General features: G+C 62.6%; 16 protein-coding genes. 5 read left to right on the top strand and 11 right to left on the bottom strand.

The genetic code is table 11. The features are described from left to right. Positions 1 to 5: 5 nt before the first annotated feature. The 7 genes from AB0O28_RS16305 to AB0O28_RS16275 all read right to left on the bottom strand — a co-directional run bounded on the left by AB0O28_RS16305 (position 6) and on the right by AB0O28_RS16275 (position 3,466). On the bottom strand, positions 6 to 434 hold the full coding sequence (locus AB0O28_RS16305) for a hypothetical protein (protein ID WP_363640749.1): 429 nt from the start codon (positions 432 to 434) through the stop codon (positions 6 to 8). Between the two features lie 87 nt (positions 435 to 521). Further along, complete coding sequence (locus AB0O28_RS16300; protein ID WP_363640747.1) at positions 522 to 848, bottom strand: hypothetical protein; 327 nt, start codon at positions 846 to 848, stop codon at positions 522 to 524. Beyond that, a complete protein-coding gene (locus AB0O28_RS16295; protein WP_363640745.1) occupies positions 848 to 1,279 on the bottom strand; it encodes a plasmid replication, integration and excision activator in 432 nt (143 codons plus the stop codon). Before AB0O28_RS16295 ends, AB0O28_RS16300 begins: the two co-directional genes overlap by 1 nt. 152 nt (positions 1,280 to 1,431) lie before the next feature. Then, positions 1,432 to 1,929 carry a hypothetical protein gene (locus tag AB0O28_RS16290; protein ID WP_363640743.1) on the bottom strand — a complete coding sequence of 166 codons (498 nt, stop codon included), beginning with the start codon at positions 1,927 to 1,929 and terminating at the stop codon, positions 1,432 to 1,434. A gap of 19 nt (positions 1,930 to 1,948) precedes the next feature. Continuing rightward, entirely contained in the window at positions 1,949 to 2,665 is a 717-nt protein-coding gene (locus AB0O28_RS16285) for a GntR family transcriptional regulator (protein ID WP_363640741.1), read from the bottom strand. Positions 2,666 to 2,756: 91 nt separating this feature from the next. Then, entirely contained in the window at positions 2,757 to 3,059 is a 303-nt protein-coding gene (locus tag AB0O28_RS16280; protein ID WP_363640739.1) for a hypothetical protein, read from the bottom strand. Continuing rightward, positions 3,056 to 3,466: a hypothetical protein gene (locus AB0O28_RS16275; protein ID WP_363640737.1), complete on the bottom strand. Its 411-nt coding sequence runs from the start codon at positions 3,464 to 3,466 to the stop codon at positions 3,056 to 3,058. The genes AB0O28_RS16280 and AB0O28_RS16275 overlap by 4 nt, the downstream gene beginning before the upstream one ends. A gap of 121 nt (positions 3,467 to 3,587) precedes the next feature. On the opposite strand from AB0O28_RS16275, the gene AB0O28_RS16270 reads away from it, so the two are divergent. Continuing rightward, positions 3,588 to 4,805, top strand: a complete 1,218-nt coding sequence (locus AB0O28_RS16270; protein WP_363640735.1) for an XRE family transcriptional regulator — start codon at positions 3,588 to 3,590, stop codon at positions 4,803 to 4,805. Here AB0O28_RS16270 and AB0O28_RS16265 read toward each other — a convergent pair. Continuing rightward, a complete protein-coding gene (locus AB0O28_RS16265; RefSeq protein ID WP_363640733.1) occupies positions 4,786 to 5,346 on the bottom strand; it encodes an NUDIX hydrolase in 561 nt (186 codons plus the stop codon). The genes AB0O28_RS16270 and AB0O28_RS16265 overlap by 20 nt on opposite strands. Before the next feature lie 593 nt (positions 5,347 to 5,939). On the opposite strand from AB0O28_RS16265, the gene AB0O28_RS16260 reads away from it, so the two are divergent. From AB0O28_RS16260 to AB0O28_RS16250, 3 genes are read left to right on the top strand one after another with little or no spacing between them, the layout of a single operon-like run. Next, entirely contained in the window at positions 5,940 to 9,287 is a 3,348-nt protein-coding gene (locus AB0O28_RS16260) for a helicase-related protein (protein WP_363640731.1), read from the top strand. Beyond that, positions 9,284 to 11,962 (top strand): DUF1156 domain-containing protein, encoded by a 2,679-nt coding sequence (locus tag AB0O28_RS16255; RefSeq protein WP_363640729.1) that lies wholly within the window; start codon positions 9,284 to 9,286, stop codon positions 11,960 to 11,962. The genes AB0O28_RS16260 and AB0O28_RS16255 overlap by 4 nt, the downstream gene beginning before the upstream one ends. A gap of 12 nt (positions 11,963 to 11,974) precedes the next feature. Beyond that, on the top strand, positions 11,975 to 14,794 hold the full coding sequence (locus AB0O28_RS16250) for a DUF499 domain-containing protein (RefSeq protein ID WP_363640727.1): 2,820 nt from the start codon (positions 11,975 to 11,977) through the stop codon (positions 14,792 to 14,794). Positions 14,795 to 15,512: 718 nt separating this feature from the next. Here the strand turns inward: AB0O28_RS16250 and AB0O28_RS16245 are convergent. From AB0O28_RS16245 to AB0O28_RS16235, 3 genes are all read right to left on the bottom strand, one after another. Next, positions 15,513 to 16,835: a pentapeptide repeat-containing protein gene (locus AB0O28_RS16245; protein ID WP_363640725.1), complete on the bottom strand. Its 1,323-nt coding sequence runs from the start codon at positions 16,833 to 16,835 to the stop codon at positions 15,513 to 15,515. An 891-nt stretch (positions 16,836 to 17,726) separates the two neighbouring features. Further along, complete coding sequence (locus tag AB0O28_RS16240; protein ID WP_363640723.1) at positions 17,727 to 17,885, bottom strand: hypothetical protein; 159 nt, start codon at positions 17,883 to 17,885, stop codon at positions 17,727 to 17,729. Continuing rightward, entirely contained in the window at positions 17,852 to 18,178 is a 327-nt protein-coding gene (locus tag AB0O28_RS16235; RefSeq protein WP_363640973.1) for a hypothetical protein, read from the bottom strand. Before AB0O28_RS16235 ends, AB0O28_RS16240 begins: the two co-directional genes overlap by 34 nt. 85 nt (positions 18,179 to 18,263) lie before the next feature. Here AB0O28_RS16235 and AB0O28_RS16230 point away from each other — a divergent pair, with 85 nt between their 5' ends. After that, the gene (locus AB0O28_RS16230) at positions 18,264 to 18,986 is read left to right on the top strand and encodes a hypothetical protein (RefSeq protein ID WP_363640721.1); all 723 of its coding nucleotides are present in this window, start codon (positions 18,264 to 18,266) and stop codon (positions 18,984 to 18,986) included. Positions 18,987 to 19,054: the final 68 nt, after the last annotated feature.

Below are 19,054 nucleotides of genomic sequence, written 5' to 3'. Positions count from 1 at the left end.
CTTGACTAGGCGGGGCAGGTAGCCCGGCCGCGCAGGTGACGGCCGAGGCCGGAGACGATCATTACGGGTTGCCAGTGCCGCCGGTAGACCCAGACCAGGCGCCACCAGGCGAGCAGCGGCCAGCCGATCACGCGCAGGAAGGAGTCCCGCTCCAGCGGCGCCCATGACAGGCCCATCGCGGGCAGGAACCCGGCCAGGACCACGGCCATGCGCCAGCCGTAGGTCAGGGTGACCACGGCTGGGGACACGGCGGCGGTGCAGGCGATCGGGTGCCGCCACAGGGTTCGGATCAGCCCGCGTAGCAGGCGGGCCAGCCAGATCACGATGGTGACGATGGCGGGGGTTTGCATGACGGCCGGGCGGAAGACGACGGCCGTGTCGGGGGTGGTGGAGACGAGGTTACGCGCCTCGTCTCCGGGCAGTCTTCTCAGCATTAGGCTGGAGTCCTCTCAAGCATTGGCGTGCGTGGGAGATCCGAGGGGCCGCCGGAAGTTGCCGCTTCCAGCGGCCCCGCTTGCGTGTCAGGCCGCCGAGTCGCCGACCGGAAGGGCGAGCTGATCGGAGTCGGCCGGCTGCTGCTCGACGAGGCGCTCACAGTCGGCCAGGTAGCGCGAGGCGGCCTGGCAAATCTGCCGGGCGATCTCGACGTCCCTAGGGGTGACCGGCCCGGCCGCGGTGGTCGAGACGGTCACGTCCACGCTCGGGCTGGTGATGGCGAAGTAGGGCCGCCCGGAGTCCAGCACCGATGCCCCGGCCCGCAGCTCGGGCGAGTAGAACGAGATGCCGACGTTGGCCGGGTTGCCGGGGCTGAGCGAGAGCGTGACGTAGGTGTAGGGGTTGCGGAGCATCAGGCCGCCACCTCCTTACCGGCCGCGCCGGTCTGCTTGGTCGAGGCGGTCGCGGTGCGGGGAGCGCGCATCGCCCTCGCTCGCAGGGAGTAGGCCAGGCGTCCGGTGGTCTGGTGGACGTACGGGGTGACCGTCATCCCCTCGAACTCGACCGGCGTGATGGGCAGGCCGGGCGTGGGGGTCGGCGGGACCGGCTGCACCGGGGCGATGATCTTCACCGCGACCGTCTTCTGGGCGATCTTGGCGGCCCGGTCGGCGTCCATGACGGCGACCTGCCAGACCAGTTCCCCGGTGGTCTTGTCCTTGGCGTAGACGGTGCGCCCGCCGGTCGAGGCGGTGAAGTCCTTGACCTGCTCCACCTCCCCCACCAGGTAGCAGCCGTGCGGGAAGACGTGCTCGAAGGCGATCGGGATGGGTCCTGCAATGGCCATGAGAAGTGATCCTTACTCTCGGGACGAGCAGCTCATACGCTCGTCCACTTGTCCGATTGAGTTCCACTGTAAGTCTTATCCACTCGTCCGCACAAGTAACCGAGTGAAACGAGCGCGGTAAGACTTAGGTATCCATTGGACTAGCCCGACGCTCAGGTGCAGCGAAGGTCGAGCCCTGCGCTGGTCCCGTCGTAGAGTTCCACGATCGCTACCGACTCGCCCGGGTAAGCCGATCGCTTGGACGGCTCCGCGAGCCAGACCGTGATGCTCGGCGCCCTCTTCTCGACCCCCTCGATCCTGGCGTGCTCGTAGTACTCGGCGAGCTCAGGGCCGGTGAGCTGGGTCCTGAATGTCCATCTGGCGCGATAGTCGCAATGATTGCCATTCCCGCGAAGGGCGATCGAAGCATCGGGTTCGCTATAGTCCAGTCGCTCCGTCTTCGGAGGAAGCGGATAGCTCTCGAACCGGTCCACCAGGGCGGCCAGCTTCGCGTCGTCCGCCCACTGAGGGATCTTCACCAGAAAGAACAGCCCAACCGCAGGCAGAAGGATCATCAGCGCCGACACAAAGACATAAGCCCCTTTTCGACTGCGCCAGAACGGCCGCTTGATGATCGGCTTCTCACCCACGGCAGAGGACACAGTCTTCACGGCACCTCCCGAAGTCGGTCTATGTCACGGGATAGACATCTTCTAGCTCATGAAGATCACCAGGCAAGGCCACGCTCATCACGAGGAGTACCGTCCCGCCCGGGTCGTGCACAGTGGCCAGCACGCCGAGAACCGGGGACGAGGAGCCGAGGAGGTCGGCTTCCTCCTTGGTCGGCTTCCGTGCGGTCAGGCGTTCGGTGACGTGGTCGACCCGAAGATGCTTGACCGCTTGGAGGTGCTGACGGATCCCATGGCGCAGCGGATCGGGCTTGTCCAGGTCGGTGCCGAGGGCGACTTCCAGGGGGAACCACAGCGTTTCCGCCGCCGAGACCCGGTCGCCCTGACGCATCACACGGTGGCGGGCGATCACGGGGGTTCGCTCGTCGACGCCCATCAGCTTGGCGACGTGCCGGGGGGCCGGCACCCGGGCAACGCTGACGATGTTCTCGGCGCTCTCGGGATGCTCGACCGTCGACAGGCCGGGCCGTACCCGCTCGGCGGGGCTTTCCGGGCGGCCCTTCACGAACGAGCCGCGGCCGTGTTCGCGTTCGATCCAGCCTTGCATGGCAAGGGTCTGAAGCGCCCGCACAACGGTGGTGCGGCCGACGCCGAACTCCCGGACGAGTTGCGTCTCCGAGGGCAGCATGTCACCGGGCGCGTACTCCCCGTCCCGGATACGCTGCTGAATCGCCGTCATCACCTGGGCGTACTTCGGCGGGGCGAAGTCCATGCTCATGTTAAGCGCCCAATCACTTTTCCACTTGTCTGCATAAGCACAGTAGCGGCTAAGTACAGGCCTGTCAGGACCTCAGCCACCAGCGGGAAGGCTATTGAGCTCGCCCGGACAGCAGCGCCAGCCACACCGCCCGCGCCTCGGCCTCCCGCCAGGCGTGGGTGTGCGCTACCTCCGGCTTCAACACATCTCCCTTAAACCGGCGGATGTAGGCCAAGCCGCCAGCCGCGCACAGCTCATACCAGGTGTTGCGGTGCTCGTGGCACGTCCAGGCCAGCACCCGCGACCAGGCGAACCGCCCCGGCTTGTGCCAGACGAGCGGCGTGGCCCCGTTCCGCAACGGCGGGAGATGCGGGGATGGGCACGGCCCGCCCCATGCCGGGGTGCGGTTGCTCACCGGTCGGTCCGTTCGAAGCGGACCTGTCCGGCCGCGTCGAGGGTGGCCCGGAAGATGATCCGGCGGGACCAGTCGTCCGGCACGGTGCCGAAGTCGTAGACCCGGTGCGTGATCCTCCCCCACGGCTGCCGGGCGGGGTCCATCCGGCGCAGCGCCTTGCGCAGCTCGTCCATCGAGGTGGCCTGTCCGGCGCTGGTGCCGCACGGCCCGAGTTCGTCGGTCCCGTTGTCTGTGAGGAAGACTTCCCACTCGAACATCTCCACGGGCACCTGGCCGCCGTCGCAGTACAGGCAGTCCTCCCGAGACGAGGTCGCCAGGCCCAGCGACACGGCCGCGACCTGCCCGCGCCGGGTGACGATCTTCCAGCCGCGACCGTCGCACGCGGTGCACTCAACTGGTGTGGTCATGCCGGAAAGAATGGATCGCAGACGATTCCAGTCCTATTCCCACGGGATATATCACCGGGAGATATAGAGTTCTCAGCACGAGCCATGCACCACCAGCCTGGGCGAACAACCGGAGGCCGGAATGCACGGGAACGCTTTCGAGCCGATCCAGCTACCCGAATGGGTATGGGACCGAGACGAAAGCAGGGAAATCCTCAAGAAACGTGACATGGCAGGGGTTTTCAACCTCGCCGTCAAGTACGCAGGTGCCAGTCAGATCCGCCTCAGTGCCGCCACCGGCATCGCCCAGGGCCGGATCAGTCAGCTCATGCGCGGGCAGCGCCAGGTCACCGACCTTGAGGTCTATGAGCGCATCGCCGCCGGCCTCGGCCTACCCGACCACGCACGCATGCTGCTCGGCCTGGCCCCACTCGACATCGCCTCACCCACCGGCAACCGCGGCGACGAGCACCAGGAGCAGACCGAGGAACTCACCGCCCGCATCGAGGCCGCCGCCGCCATCGACGCCGCCATGGCGATGATCCTCAGTACCGACACCAACAACCTGCGCCTGCTCGATCGCCGACTTGGCAGCGCCGCCATCGCCGACAAAATGCGCGCCCAGATCTCCCAAATAGAGCGCGCCCACCATCACGCCATACGACCCGGCATACGGGCGAAATTGGCGCATGTGCTGTCCGAAACCGCGGCTCTCGCCGGATGGCAGGCCATCGACACCTGTGCCCTGAAAGACGCCTGGGACTACCACGAGCGTGCAATAGCCGCAGCACGCGAAGCCGAAGACCCGGCGCTACTCGCCTATGCCTGCGGCCAGCAGGCATACGTTCTCGTTGATCTTGGAAGGCCGGCAGAGGCCACCGAACTACTGCAGCACACCCGGGCCTCGTATGATCGCCGCGTCCCCGGCCATCTACGCACGTGGCTTGCAGCCGCTGAAGCAGAGGCCGCCGCCATGCTGGGGGACGAGACAACCTGCCGGACCGCTCTCGACCAGGCCGCCGCACTGCTCCCCGAAGGGGACGCCGATCCGACCCTGCCGTACGTCTCCCTCAACCGTCACCACCTCGCACGGTGGCGCGGCAACTGCCTCGTCCGCTTCGGTGACCCCGAGACCATTGAGGACCTACGTTCAGCCCTCGCAGGCATGGACGGGACCTACAACCGGGCCGAGGCCGGATTGCGCTGCGACCTTGCCCACGCCCTTTTGGCCATGGGGCAGCCGGACGCCGCGCAACCACACCTCTACCGAGCCGAGCAACTCGCCACGATGATCGGGTCTCGCCGACACGCGCGACGCATCGCTGAACTGACCAGGGCGGCTACCCGCGCGGCCCGTTGAGGCGCTCCCGCGCGTACAACAGCCCGATCAACACCCCGGAGTTCCAAACGTCTCCACGGGCGATCATGTCCGGGATCTCCTTCATCGGGATCCACTCCAGCCGATCGGCCTCCACCTCGCCGACCGGCTCACCGACGAGTTCAGCGCCACGGCCGAGGAACACGAGGTGCTCTGAGTCGACCATGCCGACCATCGGCTGAAACGTGATCAGGTGCTCGATCTCCTTAGGCCGGTAACCGGTCTCTTCTTCCACCTCACGGACGGCAGTGTCCTTCGGGTCTTCACCGACCTCCACCAGGCCCCCGGGCAGCTCCCAGCCCCACCTATCAAAGAGGAAGCGGTGGCGCCACATCATCAGCACGCGCTGTTCGTCATCTACCAGCACCGTCATGGCGGCCCGGCCCAGATGCACCGCGTGATGCTCGAAGCGCTCCCCATCAGGGATCTCGACGTCGACCAGGCCCAGCCGGATCCACTCGTTGTCGTAGATCAGCCGCTCACCATGCACGACCCACCGCGACCGCTCTTCGTTGGTAGCCACACAGCGAAGCTACCGCCCAACATCACCGACGTACACGGGAACATCGACGGCACCGCCGACGGATCAGACAGGACCTCTGGCAGCTAGCGTGTCGATCTTCAGCACGTCCGGAGGAGGGATGCCCACCTCTCCTACTACCTCGCGTAGGAGATTTGCATAGATATAGGAATTGAAGTCCTATTTGGATAGGCAGAGCCAAGTCTGACAGTGGGCCAATATTTCGTTTGTTTGATGCCGTCGCCCATCACCTTCAAGGTGGCCTGACGGCGCCTTCCTTGGGATTCCGGGCAGCCTGGGCAGCATTTACGGAAGCCCGAAAGACCATTTCCGGACAAGGTGGCTTATGATATGCAACTGTGTTGAACCTGTGTTCCAAATGGGAAAGGATGCGATAACACTGTTTTGAACTGCCTCAAAGAGGCCGCCGGGCCGAAGCTGGTTGGAGCGTGCCATCGTCACGCAGACCGGCCCCCGGCGGCTCACGTTTTGTCTGACTAGGCCCTCAGGGAGCATGTGTGGGGTCACCTGGCGTGCACGATCCAGCCCGACTTCGTGCCGACGCACGTGTTCGATTTCCCGGTCACATCACTCCTGTGACCTTGGTGCAAGTCAAGCCCGGCCCGTTTTGGGACTTCGTGTACCGCGACGTGGAGGGCGTTCTCGGTGAGGTCACCCTTGCCGAGGATGAGCTTCATGACGTCCAGCTCGTGGACGCCGGGGACGCTCGTTCGTTCGATGCAGACCCCAACTCCTTTCGCCTTGGAGTCGAAGCCCGCCGTATCCGAATCGGGTTCCAACACGACATGGCGGCTCTTGCAGTCTCGAACATCACGCCGCTTCCACATCAGCTGGAGGCGGTCTATGGACACTTCCTTGAGCAGCCCCGCCTTCGATTCCTGCTCGGTGACGATCCGGGCGCAGGTAAAACGATCATGACGGGGCTCTACATCAAGGAGCTTCAGCTTCGCCGGGCGGCAGACCGCGTCCTCATCATCACTCCCGCCAACCTGCGTCCCCAGTGGCAGCGCGAATTGGCGGAGCGATTCCAGATCGATGCGGTCCTCTTCGACCGGGCGGTGTTCGATTCCGCCCCAACGCAGAACCCATGGGACGTTCACGATTTTGTCATCGTCTCGCGGGATTTTATGCGCTCCGAGGAGGTCTTGTCGGCTTTCGTTGCAGCCGAGAAGGACTGGGACCTCGCTGTGATTGACGAGGCCCACGGGTTCACCCTGCAGGTGGACGCTAAAGGGTTGATCTCGAAGAAGTCAGAGCGGTACAAGGCGGCCGAGCAGATTGCCGACCGCGCGCACAGGCTCGTCCTCCTGACCGCCACCCCTCACTCTGGTCGCAACGAATCGCTGTGGGGACTTCTTCGTCTGCTCGACTCCGACGCGTACGGAGACCGGTGCCCCAAACGTATTGAGCTCAGCCCTCGCCACTATTCCAAGACCTCCAAGGAGCAGATGGTCGACCTGCGAGGCGAGCGTCTGTTCAAGCCGCGCCACCCGCACACCGTCGCCTACGACCTCAAGGGCGCAGAGTGGGACCTCTATCGCGCGGTCACCAACTTCGTCTCCAGAGAACTTGCCGAAATCCGGGGTGAGGGCAATGGCAGCTCCACCGCCGGATTCGCCCTCACGACAATGCAGCGCCGGCTGGCGTCATCGGTGCGTGCCATCAGCCGCACCCTACAGCGCCGTGTCGACCGCCTGGAGAAAGCGCTGGAGGACCCTGCGCAGTACCTGCGTGGACGCCGCGACTTCCGTGATTCCGTACTTGCCAACGGGACCGAGGAGTCCGGAGACCTCACCGAAGATGAACGGTGGGCCCTTGAGGAGCGCGCTCTGGAGGAGTGGCTTCCACAAACCGAGACCGAATTGCGGATGGAGCTTGAAGCCCTGGAGCCATTGCTGATCCAGGCGCAGCAGACCGAAGCAAGTGGCGTGGAGCGCAAACTCAACGAACTTCTCGATGTTGTCACCGAGCAGGGCCTGCGCGACGACCCATCCAAGAAACTGCTGATCTTCACTGAGCACAAGGACACGCTCGACTATCTGGTCGAGAAGCTCTCAGGAGACTTCGACGTGGCAGTCATCCACGGCGGTCTCAAGCTTCCCGAACGGATCGAGGCCGAGCGCCGTTTCCGCGAGCGCGCACAGATCATGATCGCAACCGAGGCGGCAGGCGAAGGCATCAACCTCCAGTTCTGCCACCTGATGGTCAACTACGACATCCCGTGGAACCCAAACCGGCTCGAACAACGCATGGGCCGCATCCACCGGATCGGCCAGACCCAGGATGTTCACATCTTCAACCTGGTCGCGAGCAACACGCGAGAAGGCGCAGTCCTCGCCACGCTGCTGCGCAAGCTGGAGCGCATGGGCCAGTCGCTAGGCGACCCGGTGTTCGATGTGATCGGCGAGATCTTCGACGGATACCGCCTTCGCGATCTTCTGGAAGACGTGATCGCAGGATCTGTCTCCATGGCCGACGCCGTCAACGCTTTCGGATCCGACCCTGATGAGTTCGATCCAGCCACAGTCGCCCGCGCTCGGGAGCTCCTGGACCGAGCGCTGGCCACCGAGCACATCGACTGGCAGGCAGAACGCGATCGAGCGAACCGTGCTGAAGAGCGTCGTCTGCCCCCTCACTACCTGGAGCGCTTCTTCCGCGACGCAATTACCTATGCCGGCGGACAGGTCGCGGAGCGCTTGGATCCCGGAACGCTGCGTGTGACCCGCACGCCGGACATGCTGGTCGCCCGCTCTCGAGTCGGGAACGCCACCCGGCGCGTGGCTCCCGAGTACGCGCGTCTCACGTTTGAGAAGTCCATTGCCATGCGCCCTCCAGGTGCGAACGGAGATCAGGGCGCCCCCCAAGCTGAGCTGTGCGGCCCCGGTCATCCGCTCTTCGATGCGCTCGTTGACTTCGTTATCGAGCGAACCGAACACGATCTCGACCGCGGCTGTGTCTTCCAAGATCCTGACGCTCGCGAGGCAACGTTGCTACATGTCATCACCGGCGACGCGGTTGATGGCAATGGTGAGCTTGTCCACAGGGCCTTAGCGACGATTACTGAGACAGCGTCTGGCTATGACGTTTCCCGGCAGTTTCTCTACGATCTTGTCACCGCCAACAAGACAGCCCTAACAGGGAATGAGCCCGCTCCAGAAGGATCTGACGGTCTTGTGGCATGGGCACGCAGGAACCTTTTCGAGCACCGATACCAGCAGGCGAAGGCGGAGCGCGACCAGGTCGCAGCCGTGCAGGACGATTTCCTCACCAGATCATTTCAGGCGGTCCTAGCACGTCAAGATCAGGAGATCCTCAGCATTGAGGACGACGTCGAACGCGGTGTGATCGGAGCCGAAGGCAGGCTCCGAAAGGCTGAAATCGCCAAAGCCCAGACCCAGGAGCGGCGCGATCGGCGCCTAGCCGAGGCTCTCCGGGGGCGCACCGTGCGCCGTGGGCCTGTCCGAGTGGTCGCTACATGCTTGATCACGCCGCACCAGACGGATGAGAGTGGAGCCTCGACGACTCCAGACCGCGGCATGAGCAATGAGGAAGTCGAACAGATCGCGGTCCAGATCACGATGGCGCACGAGCATGCGAACGGCGCTGTCCTGATCAAGTCCGTGGAGGCCGACAACGTCGGCTTCGACGTGCTCTCCGTACGCGGGATCCAGCGTCGCTGCATTGAGGTCAAGGGGCGCGGCGGCGTGGGGGACGTCGTACTCACGTGGTCGGAGTATGCCAAGGCGGTCGAGCTTGGTGACGACTACTGGCTCTACGTCGTCCTCGACTGCGCAAGCGAGAACCCGCGGCTCTACCGCGTGCAGAACCCCGCCAAGACCCTCAGCGGGAGCATCAAGCCTCATCTTGACGTGCGCTTCGGTGTAGCCCCCCAACCTGTGATCGACGCATCGGAGAGCGAATGAAACGTGCACTCATCGAGGAGAAGCTTCCTCTTGTCGAGGTCAACGCGCAGTCCGGACGAGAGAAGCATCTTCGACACGGCAATATCTCGACGATGCACCTGTGGTGGGCACGTCGTCCGCTCGCCATGTCACGGACAGTTGTCTTCGCCAGTCTCGTTCCCGATCCCGATGACGAGGTGGAGCGAAAGGGCCTGCTCCATGCCATCGCACACACCGCCTCATTCGAGGCGGCCAACCAAGATCGTGGGCGTATGGCACCCCTTCGTGAGGCTCTCAATAAGGCATGGCCGGTTGCGCGCCCCAAAGTCCTGGATTGTTTCGCTGGGGGTGGTGCTATCCCGCTTGAAGCCTCTCGGCTCGGGTGTGACGTCACCGCCACCGACATCAACCCCGTGGCCCATCTGATTCAGCGTTGTGTCCTTGAGTACCCGGCTCTGTACGGTGACGTCGACGAACATGGGGCACGCCCCTTTGTCGACGACCTCACTCGCTGGGCCGAATGGGTGAAGAAGAAGGCGGATCAACGGCTCGCCACTGTTTTCCCTCGTACGGGCGGCGATGGCGCGCGTGTAGCGGCTTACTTTTGGGCGCGTACCATCCCGTGCCCAGACTTAAACTGTGGGCGAATCATCCCTATCATCTCGTCCCGGAAGTTGGCTGACTCATCACGTCGCAAGGTTCGCGTGGATTACGACGTGCTGCCCGACCGCGTCGAGCTGCGTTTGGCAGATGGAGCACCAGAGGACGGCACCGACTGGTCCAAGGGGACGAAGACGAGCCGCGGCTCCACCGTCACCGTGTCCTGCCCTGTCTGCCCGGCGTCGTGGCCCGACAAAGAACTGCGAAGCTATGCCCGGGAGAACGGCTTCGGGCGCTATCTCTACGCCATCATGGAGATCCGTAACGGGGACCGTTCTTATCGCGAGCCAACTAAGGAAGAGATCGATGCTGTAGACAAGGCAACTTTTCTTCTTGAGGAACTTGATGAGTATCCCGAGGGCACAACCGCTGTCCCTGATGAGCTCGTGGTCAAGTCGCAATACAGGACACTCCGGCCTCTGACCTACGGCATTGATACCTGGGCGGCGATGTACACCCCCAGACAGTGCTACACCTCGGCGGTCCTGGCACAGACCGTTCGCAAGGCACACCAGGAGATGCTCAACGAGGGAATGGCCGCCAACCGCGCTAAGGCCCTTACGACATACCTTGGCCTAGCAGTGGACCGAGTCGCTGACTACAACTCCTCATTTACCTCGTGGCGACCTACAGTGGAAGCTCCCAGGAGCACCTTTCCCCAGCAATCCATTCGAATGGCTTGGGATTTCACAGAGATCGATCCGATGGCCGACGGACCAAGCAACTGGGATGGTGCCATTGATTGGATTCTTAAGGCACTCGTCCACTGCGCCAATGCAACCCTGGGCAACCCATCCCGTGTGCAGCGGGCCAACGCCCAAGATCTACCATTCCGGGATGGAGAGTTCGACGCGGTCATCATCGATCCGCCCTACTATGACGCCTTCCAGTATGGCGACCTGTCCGATTTCTTCTATGTCTGGCTCAAGCGGAGCATCGGACATCTTTATCCAGATCTGTTCCTGACCCCCCTGACGCCTAAGCAGGCCGAGATCATCGAGAACCGGGCAGACAAGAAATCGCCTGAGTACATCTCACACGAAGAGTTTGAGCGGCGTCTCCAGAACGCGCTCAATGAGGTCGCCCGCGTCGTCAAGGACGACGGCATCGTATCTATCGTTTTCGCGCACACTGATGTCGAAGCATGGGAGCGACTTCTTAAAGCCCTCCGTGGTGCAGGGCTTGTCGTTACGACGTCATGGCCGATGCAGTCCGAGCGGGAAGGGCGGACGACGGCCAATGTTGGGTCCGTCCTGGGATCCTCCGTCGTGCTCGTATGTCGCAAGGCCGGTACGCGCCAGGAAGGGTTCTACGACGACGTCGTCCGTGAGCTCGAAGCCCGTCTGGAACAGCGCCTGGCGACATTCGAGGAGATGCAGCTCTCCGGGGCTGACTATTTCGTCTCGGCAGTTGGCCCCGCCTTCGAGGTGTTCGCTCGGTATTCCCGCGTGGTGCGCCTGTCTGGCGAGGAGGTCGATGTCGACCAGCTCATGGTGCTCGCACGTCAAGCGGTGGCCCGGCATGCCATGCGGCGGCTTCTTGGCGGTGAGTCGCTCGTAGCGCTCGACAGCCGCTCGCTGTTTTATCTGACCTGGCGCTGGGCCTACGACGGCATTGCCATTCCAGCTGACGAGGCGTACATGCTCTGCCGCGCCTTTGAGATCGATCTCGAAGAGCTCACCCGTCCCAACGGTCTCGTCCAGAAGCAGGGTGCCGGTAAGGACGTCAGCTACCGCCTGGCTGGCCCGGACGAGCGCAAGAAGATTGTGCTTGGCCCATCTCCAGCGTTGGTGGATGTGCTTCATCTGGCTGCCCAACTTCACGATCAAGGACGTCGCAATGAACTCGTGGAGCTCTTGAGTGCTACCGGGGCCGGCAACGAACCCGGCTTCTGGGCGATGGTCTCGGCGATCACGCAGGCCCTCCCAGAAGGCGATCGAGAACGTACCTTATTACTCGGATTGGGGGGCAATCGCGAGGGTTTGTCGGAAGCGGCGGCCAAGCATGTCGGGCCTTCCGACAATCAGCTGTTCTGAACGGAGATCATCATGGCGAACCTGAAGAGCTGGCTGAACGTCGCAGTACCTCATGGAGATATCGCTGACGGATCGTTCGACGAATCCCTGTTCGCGGCGGACCTTGGGCTTGTTGCGCGAGGCAAGGGCCCTATCGACTACCTTGATCCAGCGCTATTCGCGGCCAAGACGTTTCTCACTGCCAACCTGCGGGCGGCCCTAGTCGAGATCGGCAACCGCCTCGGCGGCGACCCCTCGGCGGCAGCCGTTCATCGGATGCAGACGGAGTTCGGCGGCGGAAAGACGCACACATTGCTCGCGGCCTATCACCTGTTTCACTCACCCGACAAGGTTGCGCACACCAAGCTCGCCCGTGGCCTCGCGGCCTTGCTCAAGACGGGGACACTGCCGAAGGCCCAGACAGTGGTCCTCGATGGCTCCGCGATGCTTGTTGATCCTGAGACTATGCCCGATGGCACCGTTGTCCACTCGTTCCTTGGGCATTTGGCTTGGCAGCTTGGCGGCGCTGATGGGTTCGCGCTTATTAAGGCACAGGATGAGGGACTTCGTGGCACGTCCACCGCGCAGATGGTCGAACTTCTTGAGCGCTACTCACCGTGCTTGATCCTTATGGACGAGACGCTGGAGTACCTCAACAAGGCGCTTGAAGCTCGCAGCCACGAAGGGTCGCTGGCGGCCACCACACTAACGGTCATCAAGGAACTCGCTACCGCGGCGTCCAACGTGAAGGGTGCCTGCCTCTTAGCAACGCTGACCTCATCTCGTATGGAGGATTACGCGACTGTTGCCGGCCAGGAAATGCAGGAGCGTCTTTCCAAGGTGGTGGGCCGTACCGAAAGCATCGTCACCCCAGTCGAGGGAGACGACATCTTCCCGATCCTGCACACGCGGCTGTTCGACACCGTCGGTGACCCCAAGGATCGCCGTGCAGTGGCCGATGCCTATGGCGCTTACTATGAGCAGCTCGGCGATGTGCTTCCCTCGACCTTCCGAGATGCGGAATATCGAGACCGGATCGAAGCGGCCTACCCGTTCCATCCAGAATTGATCGATATCCTCACGAATCGCTGGGGATCGCTCTCCGGTTTCCAACGCACACGGGGTGCCCTGCGCTCCCTCGCGCACACGGTCAAGGCGCTCGCCCAGGCCAAGCACAAAGCCCCACTCATCCATCCCGGCGATGTCCCGCTGCGCGACGCTGGGGTCCGCGCCGAGGTGATTCGTTTCGCTGGTGAGTCCTACAAGGCTGCCCTGAACGCCGACCTCATCCGGGATGACTCGCGGGCCGTCCAGGAGGACAAGCGGCGTGGTGGTGAGGTCGCCGCAAACCGCATTGCCGTGGGACTAGGCACCACTGCTTTCCTCAACTCGTTTGGCGCCGACCGAGTTGTTGGCGCGTCCGCGCCCCAGATGCTACTCGGAGTCGGACGGCCTGGCCTGTCGCGAGGTGTAATCGAGGACGTGCGCGACGCCTTCAAGAACGCCGCGTGGTATATGCGCTACGAAGGGGGCCGATACCGATTCACAACTGATCCCAATCTCAACAAGGTCATCGTCGAACGGGAAGGAGCAATCGGCGAAGAGCCGATAGTCGAACTTCTCAACCGCGCCTTATCAAGAGTGGCCCCTAGCCAGGCCCCCTGGCGAGTAGAGCTCCATGTCGATGAGAGCTCTGACCTCCCCGATGAAGGCCGCCTCTTTCTGGGCGTCCTCGACTACGAGCACACCATTGGCATCGGTGCCACCGAAACAACTAAGGCACACGCCCAAACGGTCCTGACCCAGCGCGGCCCAGCGGGGCGCACTAACAAGAACGCTAGCGTCCTCATCGCTGCCGACGGCAATGCGCTATCCAAAGCCCGTGCCACAGCGCGCACATTAGCAGCGATGATAGACCTGCGTGAGGACAAGCACCGACTCAAGAGGTTCAACGAGGAACAGCGCGAGGACCTGTTATCGCGCATCAAGAAGTACGAGGACCGGCTCCCGTCACAGTTGGTGATGGCCTACCGGCACGTATTAGTACTCGCCGCAGATACAAATGGAAGCGGAGGGGTCGTCGTCGACCACATTGACCTCGGCCCAGCCAAGGTGAATGACACGATCCCAGCCAGGGTAACTGAACACTTAAAAGCCACCGACAGGCTTCTCGATGGGCTAGCACCTGCCGCCCTACTCTCCGAACGCTTCGCGCTCGTGCCTGCCGACCAAAAGATTGTCGAGATCTCAAAGCTTCTTGACGCATTTCACAGGTACCCGCGCCTGCCCAAAATCGCTTCGACAGAGGTTCTGCGGACCTGTCTCATCAACGGTGTCCAGCAGAAGGTCTTCGCCTTAGCATCAGGATCGGCATGGGACGCCGACGACTCGATCATTAAGTTCGGCACCCACGTAGATCCCACTGAGGTCCAGTTCCAGCCAGGAACCTGGCTCATCCGAGCCACTGTGGCCAAGACACTCCTCGAACAGCGGGCCCCCGAGCCGCCGGTATCGCCTCCCCCAGCCCCTCCTACCGTGAACGAGCCTCCAGTAGAGGGCGGGCCTGCCATTGGTAGCCCAGGATCGGACACTGGGCCGGCTCCTTCCCCTCCGCCAGCCTCTGCTGATCCGACGCGGTTGACCATCCAGGTAAACCACGTGCCAGCAGACAAAGCGCGAGACGTGCTCAAGGTCGCCGTGCTGCCACTCGCGGCTCAAGGAGCGACTCTTGAGATCAACTTCACCATCACTACCGACGCTGCTGGAGGGATCTCGCGTCAGACTCTCGACCTGGTGGTTAACGAAGGACTCCGCCAACTCGGCGTTGATCACAATGTTTCTGTGGAGTCGTGACTCAGCCATGGATGACTGTGGCCTAGCTACGCCTTCTCATCCGTAGCTGTACGGGCGATAAGAGTGCTGCCGCGCGGCCTTTCTCCATCCGGCCTTGCTACCGAGTACCGAGGCTGAGCAAGACCGAACACGGCACTTGTCAAGTATGTTCCGGGACAGGGCAAGTATCGGGCCTAGGTGTTGCCGAATTACACTCATAGATATCAAGAGCGGCGCTTCGCGCCGCCTCGCGGCCCTACGCCCGCTCGGCGGCCGGGCGTGCGGCCTGGGGGCCGGTCCCGGCCGCCGGCGGCTCCAAGCCACGCCAGGCGCACGCACCATCTGTTCCCACTGGCCCATATCTGAGGTCCTCGCCGCCGTCTCATGCGGCCCTTACGATCGCCCTGCTATAGCCGGTCTCCGCACCTGATTAGGGGCGATCGAAGGTCCGGGACTTCGTTCCTCAGTCCCGGCCCACCGAGATGCCCGGCTGAGGTTGAAGCCAAGGTGACGGTTAGATGTCAACGCCGCAACCGCGCTGTCGTCTTGTCGTGTGGTGCGCCAGTCTCGGTCAGAAGCGAGTAGGGATGTAAGAAGACTCTGAGCGGCTGGCGTTTGGGTGCGCTGCGGCGGACACCGCGCGATCTGCAAGAAATACCTTCTGGAGGGAAAACTAACCTTCCGCCGGGTATTCCTCGACCAAGTTCGCACATCGTCGGGCTACAGCAAGACCGGAGTTTCAGTAGGGATTGGACATGCTGTCGACCTCCTTCTGCTGCGAGTAATAGACAAGGTGCTGCTCATCACGCCCGTCGGGATAGGGTTCGAGGCGCCATCCTAGAGGCCATATCTGTTGCGATTCTCCGGAAATCGAAATTCCTTCAAATGTAGCAGACTTGTCAACTTTCGCATCTTCAAAGGTTGCACCTTTAGTGAAATTCACAACCACGAATTGGGTATGGGGAGCGAAAGTGGCGCCAGCAAAAATGGCATCGCCCCTAAACAGCGTCTTCGCAAATACTGTATCGCCTCGAAACTCAACCTCCGTAAATACTGCATCTTTAAAGAATGTGCTTGGCATGAAAGATGCCGTGTGCATAAACTTGGCTCCTCCAAAGCCAGCCGTACCGCAAAATCGTGCGGCCCCAAACCATGTGGCACTATGGAAAACTGCATCATAAAAGTCGGCGTCGCCCTCAAATTGCGCTCCATTGAAGTTTGTGACGCCAGCAAAGGTTGCATTGTTGCATTCGATTGACTCGGGTCGGCAATTCTCAAAATCCAGATCTTCTAGGTATGCGCCGATTAGATTTACTCGCATCCCCTTCCAGAAGTTGGAATTATTGGAGGTCTCCGAGTCTTCGCATCTAAGGTGTCGGCAGAGTATGTCTTGTGCAGCTAGTCGGACTTGAAGCTCCTGCACAACCTCGATTACTTCTTCCTGGCCACTCTCTTGAGTGTTCTTACTTACTTTTGCCAGGGAAGGGGAGATCCGTTCTGCCACCGATCGCACGCTGGTTCCTGGTGGCGGAGTGTACGGCATGCGCAGATATGCACAGATCACGTCAACAATGGTTTGTCTGTGCTCTTGGTAATTCTGGGCGATGCGCTCTAATGCGTACATGCCGGCCAACCTAACGGCTGCCTTTTCGTGGCCGATGTGTTCCGCGGCTTTCGCATACAGATCGGTGATTCTGCGCTCAGCGGCGTCATGTCCGACGGCTTGATCTACATCGACCTTGTGGAGATGCTCCTGTTGTCCTAGACGTAGGCGCTGCACAGTAATAAAGGTGGCAAGAATTGCTAGTGCGGCCGCCGCAATCTTCCAGCCCAAGTCGATGGCGTCTTTGTGGTCAGCCGTGCCTTTGCCCCATAAAAGAACAGTCGCGGACGAGCCCGATGCAAGGCCAATGATCAATGCTAGCCATACCCACAGCCACCGGAATTGGTTGGACGATTTACGTAGCTTATCTGGCACTCCAACCGCCTCTTCCCTCAATGACGAACCCGACACCGTAACTCTCGCTCCCAAGTGGGATGTTGACAAGATGTGCACTTCCATGCAGCGCTCGTGAGCGCCCAGGGGATAGCAAACGCGCATCCGACGGCCGACCTGCGGCCCTGACCACCTCACCCGGCGCCCGCGCTCACCACAGTCGGCGCAATGGCCACGGCGACCTCCCTACAATCCAGCGGTCCGCAGCGGCCTGGGTCTGGCCACACCCGCCAGCCGCCGTTACCGCTGGGGGCTTCGCCAGACCCCGGCCCACCGGGTAACGGGGGCTGGGCACCGTTGCGGGATATGCGCGGGATGGAGCCGCTGGTCGATCGGTTGCCGACAGGTTGCGGTGCAGGTCGGAGGTGCAGTGGGCGTGGCAGTCGGCATTCCGCTTCTAATCCGACGGTCGGGGGTTCGAATCCCTCAGGGCGCGCTCCTCTCACCAGCCCAGATGCCCTCTGAGCTGGGTTTCTGCGCTTGATCACGCCCTGATCGCATGCGCAGCCGTACGCCGCCGGATGCAGCCCCAGGCGACCACTCCCGGAACATATTCGGATGATCTTGACCACGTTTCCACAGGTCGTCCGGCAGATTTCGCCAGCTTCCACCAGGCAGCAGTCCCGAGACGGGAGCGATCGGCTCGTCAGATTCCCGGTATATCCAGCCGGACTCTCGCGGCGATCGCGCGGCTGGAGGCCCAAGGGCTGGGGACGGACTTCGTGGCTCAATCCCTTGATCAATACAAGAGCTTCCTGCGACGCCGGGGCCGCAACCTGTATCTCTCGCCATATCAGTGTCCATGCTGTGATCCCGCAGCGGCGCGCGACGCCCTGGAACTCGCACTGCGTCGGCTGCCGCCCGCAGATCGTCGTGATCTCGGGCGGCTGGTGCACCGCCTTGACGAGGAATACCGCGGCGCACTCTTCCCGAGCCTCGTCCTTACCAACTGCTTCCCTAGCTACGGGCCTCCTCCCAGATCTTCGCGTACGCCGAGCCCGAGATCACGCCGTCTGTCCTCGTCCGGAACAGCCGGCCGTCCTTCGCCATCCCGAAGGTCTCCAGGTGGGGGCGCAGGATCTTCACCAGTTCCGGCGGGATAGGAACGTCTCGCATTGTCGGCGTCGGCGGGTCCACTCCTTCTCCCATATATCCCGTGCGCTCGCGTCGCGCTCGGTGCCGCGTACCAGCCGCACCTCATAGGGAGCCTCCACCCATACGCGCAGGTCGTATGCACCGCGTAGCTCTTCACGGGTGACCGAGACGCCTTCGATAACGATGTATCCCCGAGCTGATACAGTCAGCGTCTCGGCAAGCGAATCGGCTGGCCAGTCGTATCGCTCGTAAGCTGCTTTGCGCCCGTCCCGCAACGGCTCGATGACTTGACGCTGAAGCCGGGGCCAGTCGATTTCCGCTCCTCCCAGTCCTGCCGCGAGCCGTCTCCCCAGGGGTTATCGCTGAAAGCGGACGGTCAGGCCGTCGTGATGGAGGATCATGAGTGGTGTGAACGGGAGCGGCCGAGAACTGGGCGTCGACCTTCTCCGTTTGGCGGTCGCGCCCGCGTCCAGCAGGCCAGGCAGCGAATCATTCCAGCTGCAGGTCTACGTCAACGGAGCGGAGATGACCTCCGCCGGGGCGGGGCTGGGAATGGATCCGTACGACGTTCTGGTCCCGGCCGATCGACTGCTGGCCGATGCCCGGTCGCACACTGTCGCGATCGCTCGTTGCGGCGCATGCGGCGTCTACGACTGCGGGGGTACGGACGTCACCATCACCCGTGATGGGGACCTGGTGCGCTGGGAATGGTCGAGAGAGGTGCCCGCGGACCGAGGCGCCTGCTTCTCGGCCACTCAGTACGAGCTGGAGGTCGCGCGGGTCGCCGCGGATCATTCGTGGGAGACCCCGATGCGCACCGCGGGGCGGCTGGTCCTGACGACCATTGACCATGACCGACTGCTGACTTACGGCCTCAGCGCCAAGAGAGCCGTCCCCCGAGATCCTGATCTGTTCGAGGTCTGGCTTGAGAGCGAGGATGACTACCAGATCTTCGTCGCCACTCCCTGGCGCGGCCGCAGCCCGACCGAACTGGCGCGCGAGGTCTGCGAGATCCTGGCGCGTCCTCCTCATGAGTGGCCCGCCACTTGGCATTGCGTCAAGGGCTGGGTGACTACGCCGCCGAACATTGCGGGACCGTCCTGGGAACGCGAGCAGTTTTGACGTCACATCGGGCTACGGAAAGTCTCGGGAGGAGTACGGGCGAGGCTTCTACGCGTAGGTGTATCCGG

This window comes from Microbispora sp. NPDC088329 (assembly GCF_040685655.1).
Lineage (GTDB): Bacteria > Actinomycetota > Actinomycetes > Streptosporangiales > Streptosporangiaceae > Microbispora.
Note: the sequence above shows the minus strand (reverse complement) of the source record. Positions and strands in the feature narration are given on the sequence as shown.